Raw genomic sequence first — 12,567 nt, forward strand, 5'->3', positions numbered from 1 at the left:
CCATTCCGGTCATGCTGGAAATAAGTGAAAGGAAACCAAGATGTACAACCCTTTTTCCGTTGAAGGACGCGTGGCCATTGTGACCGGCGGTCTCGGACAGATCGGGACCCAGATTTCGACAACCCTTGCTCAGGCAGGCGCCAAGGTGGCGATCTATTCGCGCCGTCCGTTTACCGCAGAGCAGATTGCCGAGAAGTTTCCCGGCCTCGAAGGCAATATCAAGGTCTATGAAGCCAGCGTCACCGACAAGGATGCGCTGGAAGCGGCGACCGAACAGCTGATCAAGGACTGGGGTGTTCCTGACATTCTCGTCAACAATGCCGGTATCGACTCCAAGCCGGACGGTGATGCCGATCAGAATGCCCCCTTCGAAGTCTATCCGAAGAAATATTGGGATGACATCATCGAGACCAACCTGACCGGCGCCATGCTGACATCGCAGGTGGTTGGCACCAAGATGGCCGAAGCTGGCAAGGGCTCCATCATCAATATCGGCTCCATGTATGGCATGGTGTCCCCCAATCAGGCCCTTTACGCCTATCGTGAAGAACGCGATGGCAAGCCCTTCATCAAAGCCATCTCTTATGCGGCTTCCAAATCGGGCCTGATCAATATGACCCGCTATCTGGCCACCTACTGGGCCAAGAAGGGGGTCCGCGTCAATCTCGTCACGTATGGTGGGGTTAAGACCGGGTCCTTCGACAAGGAGTTCATCGACGCGTTTCTTGAGCGCGTCCCAATGGGCCGTCAGGCTGATCTCGGAGAATTCAGCCCGATCATTCATTTCCTTGGTTCCGATGCCTCCACCTATATGACCGGAGCCAATCTGGTTCTCGATGGTGGCTTCACCAGCTGGTAGGCCGTTCGAAACAGTCCCCGAAGTTCCCTCCCAGGAACCGCGCTCAGGCCTTCGGCGGGCCCCCGCCTGCCGAAGGCCACCTTTTGGAGAGGAGACAAAATATGACCAAAATTGCACTTGTAGTCAGTGGCGATCTGCGAGAAAGCGCCAACACCACTTGCTGGCCTGCACAAAAGGCCATGGAAGCCAAGCTTTCTGCCGTGCTTGCTGATCTGGGACACGAGTTGTGGCGCGCCCACCCGATCAAGCCTGAGGGCCATGGCTTCATTTCATCCCAGCGCGAAGGCATGGATGTCTTTGCCGGGATTGATCCGGACATGCCGCTCATCGTCGCCGAAGCGGTCTGGCAATATTCTCACCATGTCTTGCCCGGTCTGACGACCCACAAGGGGCCGATCCTGACGGTCGCCAACTGGTCGGGACAATATCCCGGTCTGGTCGGTATGCTCAATCTCAACGGTTCTTTGACCAAGGCGGGGATTGCCTATTCGACGCTCTGGAGTCGCGACTTCGACGATGCCTTCTTCCTCGACGGCCTGAAAACATGGCTCGCAGACGGGAAGCTGTCCCATGATCAGAGCCACGTCAAACCCTTCAGCCCTGCGCTCGCCGACGAATCCGATCGTGCTGCGGCCGCTCAGATTGCCGATGAGTGGCGTCGCGACAAGCTGATCATGGGGGTGTTCGATGAGGGCTGCATGGGCATGTATAATGCCATCATTCCCGATGAGCTGTTGATGCCGATGGGGGTTTTCAAGGAACGCCTGTCCCAATCCGCCCTCTATTTTGCCGCCACGCAAGTGCCCGACGATGAGGCGAACGCGGCCTATCAGTGGATGCTTGATCGCGGCATGACCTTCCATTTCGGTGCTGACCCGAAAACCGAGCTGACCGAAGATCAAGTCATCGATCAGTGCCGCATGTATATCGCAGCGGTGCGGCTTGCCGATCAGTTCGGCTGCGCGGCCATCGGCATCCAGTATCAGCAGGGCCTGAAAGATCTCTGGCCCGCCTCCGATCTGGTCGAAGGCATGCTCAACAATTCCGAGCGCCCGCCAGTCGCGCGCGCCGATGGATCCGTCATTCGCGATGGCGAGCCGGTGGTGCATTTTAACGAGGTCGATGAATGCGCCGGGCTTGATGCCCTGTTGGTCAACCGCGTGCACGCGGCCCTTGGCCAGCCGGTCGAAACCACCTTGCATGACATTCGCTGGGGAGATGATGACGCCTCCGGAACGATGGATGACTTTGTCTGGGTCTTCGAGATTTCAGGCGCAGCACCACCCGCGCATCATCCGGGAGGCTGGGCCGGTTCGGAAAGCTATCGCCAACCTGCGATGTTCTTCCCTGCCGGTGGTGGCACCCTGAAGGGATATGCCAAACCCGGAGACATTGTCTGGAGCCGTATTTTCGTCAAGGACAATGCGCTGCATATGGACATCGGTCGCGGCAAGGCGGTTGACCTGCCAGCCGAAGAATGCGAACGCCGCAGCAAGGCAACGGACTATCCTTGGCCGATCATGAGCGCCGTGCTCAGTGGCGTCAGTCGTGACACCATGATGGGCCGACATCAGGCCAACCACGTGCAGGTTGCCTATGTTGATGACGAGGCAGCCGCCCGCCGTGCCATTGGCATGCGCGCAGCTTTGGCGACAGAGCTGGGGATTGCCGTTTCTCTGTGCGGTGACATCTAGAAGCCACAAATGCGATGAAAAACAAAAGCCGCGTTCCCACAGTGTGAGCGCGGCTTTTGCTTTTGCTGCATTGGTTTGGGAGAGACAGACCCCACTGCGAGGCAGGAAAGGGATGGTCCAGCCGTCGTTGTCACGCACATTCCAACGCACCTGCTCCGGGTCACCATCCAGATGGGGTGAGCCAGAACACGCTGAAATCCCTCCTGTCTTGCCGTTTGGCACTCTCAATCAAAACCAGTCAACGAAAGCAAATCCAAGTGCGATCAAAAGTTATTCCGCTCTTCTTGTTGTCCCTTCTCCCTCTTCCTCTTGGTGCCCATGCAGATTGTGGCACAGGGAAACGTTCCAGCTACATCTTGCAGGAGGATGAAGCAATTGACCCCCAACACGGATTGATCTGGAAAAGATGTGCGGTAGGCATGCGATGGGATGCAAATGGCAAAACCTGCATCGGTGAGGTACAAGTTCTCGGACTCAATGCAGCTCTTGACTTCACAAAGCAGGAAGGCAATGGGTGGCGCGTGCCATCCGGCCAAGAGTTGGAGACACTGCTCGTCAACAGCTGCGATCATCCGGGCGTTGATGCAATCGCCTTTCCCTCTATTGAGGCCTCCGATTTTGGTGAAGGCGCCAAATTCTGGACATCGACAGAAGCAATTCCCGGCATGTTCTATTATTTTGACTTCACCAACGGCTTTGTGGACATGCACAGCCAGGGCTTCCGGTTGTCAGTACTGCTTGTGAAAGACATCAAACGGTAGGAAAGGAACGACACTCTTGTCACACATCCCCCCACAGCAAGCTCAGGCCATCAACCCAAAGCAGCTGTGTGATCAACAGGAGGGCGACGCGTAAAGCGCCGGTTTGGCTGAGTTTTCTCGGCAAGTTCTTCCCCCTACGGGCAAGACTTGCCGGGAAGAATGTGATGGCGCGGCGGGAGCGTTATATGTGGTACCCGAAGCGTTTTAATATGTCGACGGCCGTCTTTTTATCCATGAAGCCTCTATGCACTTCATTTATGACATCCTTCACACCACTTTCAGCGCTCTTCATCATGTCATATTTTGCATCATCCGGCGTCAGCATGATGTAGGATTTGTCGACATGGCTATAGACCAGCTTCACATCTTGTCCATATTTCGCACGGAGCTGACGCTCCGCATCAACTGAATTCATCAGGGTTTCAAGGCGAACCCTGCGATCCTCTGCGATGGATCGCTCGGAGTTGCTCAATTCCAAGGGGTTCTCGTTGGTCCAGCGGCCACGACTATGTGTGAAATCCTCATTCATGTAAGCGAATGTAGCGCCATCCGGCAAAGCCTCCAGCGCTTCCGTTTCCACTTCCATGAGGAAGCCCTGCTTATCTAACCTGATGATATCACTAGCGGATTTTGACGCTGCACCCTCTGCACTTTCAGCATCGTCATCCATCGCCGCAACAATGTCCATCATCGCCTTGGTATCGGATGGGGAGAGCGTGCGCAGCAAAGACACCCCATCCCGCTCGTCGACGCTATGACCCGCCACGATAATTGACAATCCATTGATATGAACCGATTGCACGGCGCTTTCCGGGGCTGCGTCTTCCTGCAACGCCAAAAGAGCGGCTTTTGTTTCAGCCGCGACCAATGGTGTTGGATAGGCGCCATCAGGCGCTTTGGGGGGCGAGGCAGCTTTGGCATTTGGCTCAACAGAGGACTTCGCGTACGCCTCCGACTGGGATGCGCTCTTTGCCAAAAAGCTGATAGACACCTTCGTCGGTATGGTGCCAAGAATGGGGAGTTGCATAATGCCATCCTCTAACGTCAAGAATACGCCTTGGAGCAACTCACGCAAAAGATGTGCCAAAATCTGACAAATAGCGAAAATTGCAACCCGCCAGTCACAATGAACAGGGATTCTGTATTTTCGAGGGGACAATCTCGATGGAATGTTGCGGATCTAAAGGCCAGAAGACCGACGCACCATCGGCTCCGGTCTCTGAGCGATCATTTCATCCATGAAGCAATTGCCGATAGGACAAATGCACTTCAGGAAACTTCAGCAGATCGAGCTGTGACGCGGCATCCTGAACATCGTCTCTCAGCGCAGGAAGTGCGCTTTGATCATCCGTCATGATCGCAATCTCCACGAATGAACCAAGCCCGTCAATTCGATCCAGGGTCACGTGGAATTTCCCGACAAAGTAGATATCTCTGTGTTTCCGGATCTGCCATTTTTCCTCAAAACCGAGAGACTTCAACATGGACAGGGCCTTGTCATAGTCAGGCAAGTCCATAGCGATGCACTCGTCCTTGGCCGGCCCCTTCGAGATCCAGAGAACCCTGCCGGATGGCTGCATATGCCTCAGGGTCTGAAACTGATTGTTGGCCTCAAGCCGATTATCCGCAAAATCGAGACATGTATCGGTTTCCGTGTTGCCGATCGTGAAGGGAATGGCCACCATAAGCTCAAGGCGTTTCTGGACAGATGGGAGATCGTCGACCTGAAACTTCCTTTCCACCTCAAAGCGCCCTTTGAAATGGTCACCGGGATCAGCCAACATTCCTTTGGTTTGAAGACTTGAAGAGATTGGTTGCATGGGATCAACTCTGCTTTGTTGTTCTGACGCCCAACTATGTGGAAACGACCCCAAGACCATTCATCGGTTATCCAGCATTTGCAATTGGGGATCGAACGATTAATCGGGTTTGATCACATCTAACACGAAGCATGTGACGCTTCCGCAAGTCCATTGCAATGAGCCCCAAAAGAAACCCATTCGATCAACCCCAAACCAACAAAGTCATGGCGCCAGAGATGGTCCCGCCTTTTCGGATAATGAGCAGTCGATCCTCTGCCATTATCCGGATCTGCACCTCACATTGATCGAAACACCCTATTTGATGCCATTCATCACCAAGCGCTTCAAGTCCGTGGTGCGATAGGGTGCGTTGCGAGCACCATAGCCATTATAGCCGCCATGCTTCTCGATCGAAGCTTCGGTCGATTGCTCCGTTTTGAACGCCAGTTTGCCCTCAGCGAGAAGCTCTGTCAGAGGACGAGGATGCCCCAACAAATAGCCTTGCCCTTCATTGCATCCTTCGATCCTTAAAATTTCCATCTGGCTCGAGGTTTCAATGCCCTCAGCAAGAACCGGAATCTCAAGGCTCTTACCCAGAGCCAACACAGCGCGCACGATGGCCTTGGACTGGATATCCGTCTCGATTTCATCGACGAAGGATTTGTCGAGCTTGATTTTGTCAAAGGGATAAGTCCGCAAGATTTCAAGCGACGAATAGCCCGTGCCGAAATCATCCAGAGCAATGCCGACACCCAGTTGCTTGATCTGCCGCATGATATGCAAGGAGCGCAGCTTGTCTTTGACCAGCGCGGTTTCCGTCAGCTCCAGCTCCAGCCGACTTGGCGACAGACCGGTCTCCAGCAATATCTCATGGACCTGCCGTGGCAGATCAGAATCCACAAACTGGACTGCCGAAACATTCACCGCAATACGATAGGAATTATCCCAGGAAACAGCATCCATGCAGGCTTTGCGCAACACCCATTTCCCCAAGGCGCCAACCAGGCCACTTTCCTCAGCAATCGGAATGAAAATGGCAGGTGAAATGGGGCCTTCTTCGGGATGGGTCCAGCGCAACAAGGCTTCAAACCCACGGATCGCAAGTTCAGGGCCCAGAGACGTCTGAACCTGATAATGCAAGGTGAGCTCATCCCGCTCCATGGCCTGTCTCAAAGCGTCAGCCATCTGGCGCCGCCTGCGCAAGTCGGCACCGATTTCGGCGTCATAAAAGCACAGATCCTCAATCATATTGTCTTTGGCATAGTACATCGCGATGTCAGCATTCTTGGCCAGCTGATCAAGATCCTGCGCATCGTCAGGCCAAATCGCGGCCCCCAGACTTGCACCAATCGCGGTTTCAGAATCCCCGACCGGGATAGGCTGCCTGACAGCCTCTCCCAACCGGCGGGCAAGCGCCAAGACTTCCTGTTTGTCAGAAAAAGGCTTGAGCACCGCAAATTCGTCTCCCCCCATGCGGGCGACAAACTCGCCATTGGTCAGAAGAGCCTGCAAGCGACGAGCCACAACGCGCAACACTTCATCGCCATGCACATGCCCCAGCATGTCGTTGACTTCCTTGAACCGGTTCAGGTCAATACAAACCACAGCCAGTTTGTTGTTCGATGTCTCGTGCCAGTCGAGCATTTCGATCAGTTCATGTTGGAAACCGGTTCGATTGGGCAAACCCGTCAGCGCATCATGAACAGCCAAATGGTGAAGCTGGCGGTTCGAAGTCGTCCGCATGTTGCTATCGATCAGATAGCTGGTCAGACCTGCACCGATGATGATCAACGCAGCAATGGTGATGGCCAGTGCGAGGGCAGAAACAGCCTGTGAATCAATGTCCGAAAAGGACTGACTCATAGGCGTGACACTGAGGGCTGTCATGCCAGAAAAATGCAGACTGACGATGCCGAACACGAAGAGACCGACCGCAGCGGAAAACCGGCGACGATCAAATTTTTCTTGCCAGATCAATGCCGTCGCAGCAGAGCTGCAGACAACGGGAATAGCGATTGAGACATAGACAAAATCGAGATTCCATTCCACCAAACCGACAATACGATAGGCAAACATGCCAACATAATGCATGGCAGCAAATGACAAGCCAGCCAAGGCACCACCAATCCAGCGGGATACGGGACTGGCAACAAGGCTGCAGGCACCAAAACTGATGAAAAGACCGAGCATAGCCACAAGGAGCGACAGAATAGTCAACGTCGGATCAAACGACACGGGGGCTTCTGGCTCATAGGCCAGCATGGCCACAAAATGGGTTGCCCAAACTCCGCCAGCCCCGGCAACAGACGCCAGAAACTGCCAGCCAAGCCTTTGCGGATCACTGGAAACGACACTCCGATGCAGCAGTTGCACCGTCACAGTTGCCCCAACCGGGCAAATTAAGGCCGCGACCAACACAAGAACGAGATTATGATCAAAATAGATACAGCTGAGGACCGTTAGCATTCAGAAGGGGCCTTCATGAGGTTAATTATGACCCCATCTGTACAAAGCAAATATTGTTATCCCCTTTATATTCTAGGAAAAGTACGTGTTTTCCGGTTTGAAATTTGTTTTCTGCATCAACGATCCGAGGCCTGCCAAAGGCTCAACGTCTCATAAAAGCCGCTCCCAGTGCCAAAGCACCAGGATTGACACCAGGCAAAGCAAACCGCTGATTTCAACGACAAAGCTCAGAAGATCCACGTCAGCCCCGCACAAAACAGCGCCATTCGGCACGCCCCACAACGGAACCGCCGCATTCTGAAGCCGACGACAATTCGGACACAAGACAAACCGTCTGACCTTATTCTGTGGGTCTTATTTCACCAGTATCCAACACCGGAGAGGCGTCCATATCCTCAGCATCCAGCATCGTGGCCACCCTCTCAAGGCTGGCCACCAGCATGGCTTGCTCCCAATCTTCCATAGCGGCAAACTTGCGCACAAATCTTTGCTGCAAGGGGTCAGGCGCATCACGCAGCACTGCGCGTCCCGCATCCGTGAGCAGAATGTTGATCTGCCTTCGATCCTGAGTGGATTTCTCACGCACAGCCACCCCGTCACGCACGAGCTTGTCTACCAGAGATGTAACCGTGCCCTGCGAGACGCGCATGCGCAGTGAAATGGTCTTGGCCGTGGCATATCCGTGCTCCGCGACAATTTGCAAAACACGAAACTGGGTGGGAGTGACGCCACTGGACTGTCGGATTTCGCGACCGAACAATTCTGTCGCACGCACAATCCGTCTCAGGGCAATCAAGCTGCAGTCGATGCGGTCCAAGTGGCCTCCAATGATTTGACTGGTGAAGAACACGACTTTGTTTGAACACGGCAATATTACTTGGATTACTTCGTGAAAGCAAAACTTTATTTAATTTGAAAATCAAAGCGTATAAACGCAAATATCTCCCAAAACTTGGCAAAAATGGCCGATTTTCGCCATAAATCAATTTATATTGCTTTGATTGTTGAAATTCTTAAGCAGCCATGTTAGTTCGATACGCAAAGCGAAAAGGAGCTCATCAAATATGCAACATCCCGCTAAAAACATGCGCCTTCCCCGCCCCGTCCTGCGCACGCCCTGCGCCAAAGATGGTGCCGAGATCTGGAAACTTGTTCGGGATTGCCAACCGCTTGACGAAAACTCGATGTACTGCAACCTGCTGCAATGCGATCACTTCGCGCAGACCTGTGTGTTGGCGGAACAGTCAGGCGAAGTCGTTGGCTGGATTTCAGCCTACATCATGCCCAATGAGCCAGACACACTATTTGTCTGGCAGGTCGCAGTTGCAGAAAAAGCGCGCGGGCTTGGACTGGGCAGCAAGATGTTGCAGTCCATTGTCGACAGGCCGCTCTGCGAAGACGTGACCAAGCTGCAAACGACCATCACGGCCGACAACGAGGCATCCTGGGCCTTGTTCGGCAAGTTTGCAAAAAGTCAGGACTGTAAGTTGGCCATCCAGCCCTACTACACGCAGTCGAAGCATTTTCAGGATCGCCACGACACCGAGAACCTGGTCACGATCCGGCTCACCGAGCGTGCGGCACTGGCGGCTTGAACCATCGCCCCATCAATCCTGAACCCTGCACTCTTCTCATTTTTCAAATGCCAAGGAAACCGTATGTCTTCAACACCCGTCAACACTGAAATTTTCACACGCCGCGAGTCGCAAGCGCGCAGTTACTGTCGGGGCTTTGACACAGTGTTCACCTCTGCAAATGGTTCAGAGATGACCGACCATAACGGCACATGCTACATCGACTTTCTGGCAGGCTGCTCTTCCTTGAATTATGGGCACAACGACCCCGATCTCAAACAGGCCCTCATTGACCATATTCAGGCCGATGGCATTGCCCATGGCCTCGACATGCACACGGATGCCAAAGCCGCGTTCATCGAAGCATTTGAGACGCATATCCTTGCCCCGCGCAAGATGTCGCACAAAATCATGTTCACTGGACCGACGGGCGCCAACGCCGTGGAAGCTGCGATGAAGATTGCCCGCAAGGTCACAGGACGCTCCAACGTGATCGCGTTCACCAACGGGTTCCACGGTGTCACCCAAGGTGCACTGGCGGCAACCGGCAACGGCTATCACCGCGAGGGATCCGGGGTGCCTTTGCACAATGTCACCCGCATGCCTTTTGACGGTTTCATGGGGGCCCCGGCGGATACGTCAGCTTTCATCGAAGCCATGCTCACCGATCCCTCTTCAGGAATGGATGCACCTGCAGCCATCATTCTCGAAACGGTACAGGGCGAAGGCGGCCTGAACACGGCCTCCGCTGAATGGCTGCTCCGCATTGCCAAAATGGCCAAAAAGGCAGGTGCGCTGCTAATCATCGACGATGTGCAAGCCGGGTGCGGGCGCACCGGGCGCTTCTTCTCCTTTGAAGAGACCGGGCTTTCCCCTGACATCGTAACATTGGCCAAATCGATCTCCGGCTTTGGGCTGCCAATGGGGCTCGTCTTGGTCAAACCGGAACATGACGTCATGGGCCCGGCAGAGCATAACGGCACCTTTCGCGGCAACACCCATGCCTTTGTCACGGCGCGCGCCGCGATTGAAAAATTCTGGACCGACAAGAGCTTTGAACAGGATATTGCCCGCCGAGCCAGACTGATCGAGCAAGGCTTGCAAGTCATCGCCGACATGATCCCCGGCGCACGTCTCAAGGGCCGCGGCATGATGCGCGGCGTTGATGTGTGCAGTGGTGCGTTGGCTGGCGAGATTTGTGCCCGTGCCTTTCAGAACGGCCTCATCATCGAGACCTCTGGGCCAGAGGATGAGGTGATCAAGATCCTTGCTCCCCTGACGACACCGGATGAGATGCTTCAATCCGGTTTGGATATTCTCATCGATGCCGCACAGACTGTGCTGGGCATTCACAAATACGCAGCGGAGTAAGACAATGATTGTGCGCAACCTCAACGAGATCATCAAAACGCAACCCGATCGCGTGGTGTCGGATGCCCAATGGAGCAGCATTCGCATGCTGCTGGCGAATGACGGCATGGGCTTTTCCTTCCACATTACATTCTTGCAAGCGGGCTCCGAGCACACCTTCGAATATAAGAACCATTTCGAGAGCGTCTTCTGCATGCAGGGAACCGGGTCGATCACCGATATTGCGACCGGGGAAACCCACGAGATCAAGCCCGGTGTGATGTATGCGCTGGACAAGCATGACCGACACATCCTCAAAGCAGAGGAAGAGCTGGTCATGGCCTGCTGCTTCAACCCGCCCGTAACCGGCAAGGAAGTGCATCGCGAAGATGGCTCCTATGCCGCCGCAGAAGATCTAGAATCAGCTTGAAAGGCTCCGACATTGCTCGGATGACATAGTTTGACCTTCCCAAAACACACCGTCGAGAAAATTGGCGGCACCTCCATGTCGCGCATCAATGAACTGCGAGACACACTGATCATCGGCGATCGCGCTGCCGACACCCTGTTTCACCGGATTTTCGTGGTTTCCGCCTTTGGCGGCATCACCAATCTGCTGTTGGAACACAAGAAAACCGGCGATCCGGGCGTCTATGCCCTCTTTGCGAACGACGACAACGATCACAGTTGGCTGGATGGCCTCACCCGCGTCAGCAAAGCCATGACAGAGCGGCACAATGCAATCTTGCACAATTCCGCCGATCGCACACTGGCCGAAAATTTCGTGCGCGACCGGATCGAAGGCGCACGCAATTGTCTGTTCGATCTGAGACGCCTGTGCTCCTACGGACATTTCAGGCTTTCCAACCAAATGATGATCGTACGCGAACTTCTGTCAGGCCTTGGGGAAGCGCATTCCGCTTATGTGACAACCTTGATGCTCAAACGCGCCGGGGTCAATGCGCGGTTTGTCGATCTCAGCGGTTGGCGCGATGAAACCGAATGCAGCTTGCAAGAACGCATTGCCGGCGCTTTCAAGGATGTGGATCTGGCGACGGAACTGCCCATCGTGACGGGCTATGCACAATGCCGCGAAGGCTTGATGCGCGAATATGACCGCGGCTATTCCGAAGTCACTTTTTCCAACATTGCCGCCTATACCGGCGCAGAAGAAGCGATCATTCACAAGGAATTCCACCTCTCGTCCGCCGATCCCGCGCTGGTTGGCGTCGACACGGTGCGCAAGCTTGGTCACACGAATTACGATGTGGCGGATCAGCTCTCCAATATGGGCATGGAAGCCATTCACCCCAATGCGGCAAAGACCTTGCGCCAAGCGCAGGTCGCCCTGCGTGTCACCAATGCCTTTGAGCCGTCCGATCCGGGCACACTCATTGACGATCAGCCAGCGGACAGCCCTGCGGTCGAAATCATCACCGGGCTAAATGTTGTGGCGCTGGAATTGTTTGAGCAGGATATGGTCGGTGTCAAAGGCTATGACGCCGAGGTGCTGGCTTGCCTCAAGCGCCACAAAGTGCGCATTGCTTCGAAAACCTCGAATGCCAACGCCATTACCCACTATGTTGAAGCTCCATTGAAGACAGTGCGGCGGGTGGTATCGGATCTGGAAGCAACCTTCCCTTCTGCTCAGGTCAGCATCCGCAACGTTTCAATCGTCTCAGTGATCGGGCGCGATCTTACCGGGCTGAAGGCCTTCAGCAAGGGCTTGGTAGCGCTGGAAAAGGCCGGCATCGATGTGCTGGCAGCACAACAGTCGCCGCGCAATGTCGACATTCAATTTGTCGTACCGCAAGAGGCTGCCGGGGACACAGTGGTTGCCCTTCATGAGACGCTGATTGGCACCTCAAAAACCAGCCACCTGAAAAGCGCGGCTTGACCCCTTCTCTCGCAGTCAAACGCCTCGCACCTTGAGGCGGGTTGTTCGGTCACTTGTCCCAAGGCTGTCGCACTTTTTTCCCTTCGGCAGCCTTGCACGATGCGCAAGGCCTCATCTATTCCGCTTTCATATGGTTCGCAAATGCATCAATATCAGCGCGAACC

Annotated in this window: 11 protein-coding genes; 7 read left to right on the forward strand and 4 right to left on the reverse strand. The window is 54.6% G+C overall.

Going from position 1 to position 12,567, the window contains the following annotated elements:
- The first annotated feature begins 40 nt into the window (after positions 1-40).
- From FDK21_RS15140 to FDK21_RS15150, 3 genes are all read left to right on the forward strand, one after another.
- Positions 41-859 carry an SDR family oxidoreductase gene (locus FDK21_RS15140; protein ID WP_114010927.1) on the forward strand — a complete coding sequence of 273 codons (819 nt, stop codon included), beginning with the start codon at positions 41-43 and terminating at the stop codon, positions 857-859.
- A 101-nt stretch (positions 860-960) separates the two neighbouring features.
- Positions 961-2,553 carry a fucose isomerase gene (locus tag FDK21_RS15145; protein ID WP_138149553.1) on the forward strand — a complete coding sequence of 531 codons (1,593 nt, stop codon included), beginning with the start codon at positions 961-963 and terminating at the stop codon, positions 2,551-2,553.
- 176 nt (positions 2,554-2,729) lie between these two features.
- A complete protein-coding gene (locus FDK21_RS15150; RefSeq protein ID WP_210238804.1) occupies positions 2,730-3,314 on the forward strand; it encodes a DUF1566 domain-containing protein in 585 nt (194 codons plus the stop codon).
- A gap of 181 nt (positions 3,315-3,495) precedes the next feature.
- Here FDK21_RS15150 and FDK21_RS15155 read toward each other — a convergent pair whose 3' ends face one another.
- The 4 genes from FDK21_RS15155 to FDK21_RS15170 form a co-directional block, all read right to left on the reverse strand.
- Complete coding sequence (locus tag FDK21_RS15155; RefSeq protein WP_138149555.1) at positions 3,496-4,341, reverse strand: hypothetical protein; 846 nt, start codon at positions 4,339-4,341, stop codon at positions 3,496-3,498.
- Positions 4,342-4,546: 205 nt separating this feature from the next.
- Complete coding sequence (locus FDK21_RS15160; RefSeq protein WP_138149557.1) at positions 4,547-5,134, reverse strand: class IV adenylate cyclase; 588 nt, start codon at positions 5,132-5,134, stop codon at positions 4,547-4,549.
- 297 nt (positions 5,135-5,431) lie between these two features.
- On the reverse strand, positions 5,432-7,495 hold the full coding sequence (locus tag FDK21_RS15165) for an EAL domain-containing protein (RefSeq protein WP_246657592.1): 2,064 nt from the start codon (positions 7,493-7,495) through the stop codon (positions 5,432-5,434).
- Between the two features lie 427 nt (positions 7,496-7,922).
- Entirely contained in the window at positions 7,923-8,399 is a 477-nt protein-coding gene (locus tag FDK21_RS15170; RefSeq protein ID WP_114011126.1) for a MarR family transcriptional regulator, read from the reverse strand.
- A 247-nt stretch (positions 8,400-8,646) separates the two neighbouring features.
- On the opposite strand from FDK21_RS15170, the gene ectA reads away from it, so the two are divergent.
- The 4 genes from ectA (at position 8,647) to FDK21_RS15190 (ending at position 12,403) form a co-directional block, all read left to right on the forward strand.
- Complete coding sequence (gene ectA, locus FDK21_RS15175; protein WP_138149561.1) at positions 8,647-9,177, forward strand: diaminobutyrate acetyltransferase; 531 nt, start codon at positions 8,647-8,649, stop codon at positions 9,175-9,177.
- 63 nt (positions 9,178-9,240) lie between these two features.
- On the forward strand, positions 9,241-10,527 hold the full coding sequence (gene ectB, locus FDK21_RS15180; RefSeq protein WP_138149563.1) for a diaminobutyrate--2-oxoglutarate transaminase: 1,287 nt from the start codon (positions 9,241-9,243) through the stop codon (positions 10,525-10,527).
- A 4-nt stretch (positions 10,528-10,531) separates the two neighbouring features.
- Positions 10,532-10,936 carry an ectoine synthase gene (locus FDK21_RS15185; protein WP_114010936.1) on the forward strand — a complete coding sequence of 135 codons (405 nt, stop codon included), beginning with the start codon at positions 10,532-10,534 and terminating at the stop codon, positions 10,934-10,936.
- 30 nt (positions 10,937-10,966) lie between these two features.
- The gene (locus FDK21_RS15190; RefSeq protein WP_138149565.1) at positions 10,967-12,403 is read left to right on the forward strand and encodes an aspartate kinase; all 1,437 of its coding nucleotides are present in this window, start codon (positions 10,967-10,969) and stop codon (positions 12,401-12,403) included.
- Positions 12,404-12,567 lie beyond the last annotated feature (164 nt).

The organism is Cohaesibacter sp. CAU 1516 (genome assembly GCF_005771485.1).
GTDB lineage: Bacteria > Pseudomonadota > Alphaproteobacteria > Rhizobiales > Cohaesibacteraceae > Cohaesibacter > Cohaesibacter intestini.

Coding starts and splice junctions, on each gene's coding strand:
- FDK21_RS15140 (WP_114010927.1), top strand. CDS start 41: ATGTACAACCCTTTTTCCGTTGAAGGACGCGTGGCCATTGTGACCGGC.
- FDK21_RS15145 (WP_138149553.1), top strand. CDS start 961: ATGACCAAAATTGCACTTGTAGTCAGTGGCGATCTGCGAGAAAGCGCC.
- FDK21_RS15155 (WP_138149555.1), bottom strand. CDS start 4,341: ATGCAACTCCCCATTCTTGGCACCATACCGACGAAGGTGTCTATCAGC.
- FDK21_RS15160 (WP_138149557.1), bottom strand. CDS start 5,134: ATGCAACCAATCTCTTCAAGTCTTCAAACCAAAGGAATGTTGGCTGAT.
- ectA (WP_138149561.1), top strand. CDS start 8,647: ATGCAACATCCCGCTAAAAACATGCGCCTTCCCCGCCCCGTCCTGCGC.
- ectB (WP_138149563.1), top strand. CDS start 9,241: ATGTCTTCAACACCCGTCAACACTGAAATTTTCACACGCCGCGAGTCG.
- FDK21_RS15185 (WP_114010936.1), top strand. CDS start 10,532: ATGATTGTGCGCAACCTCAACGAGATCATCAAAACGCAACCCGATCGC.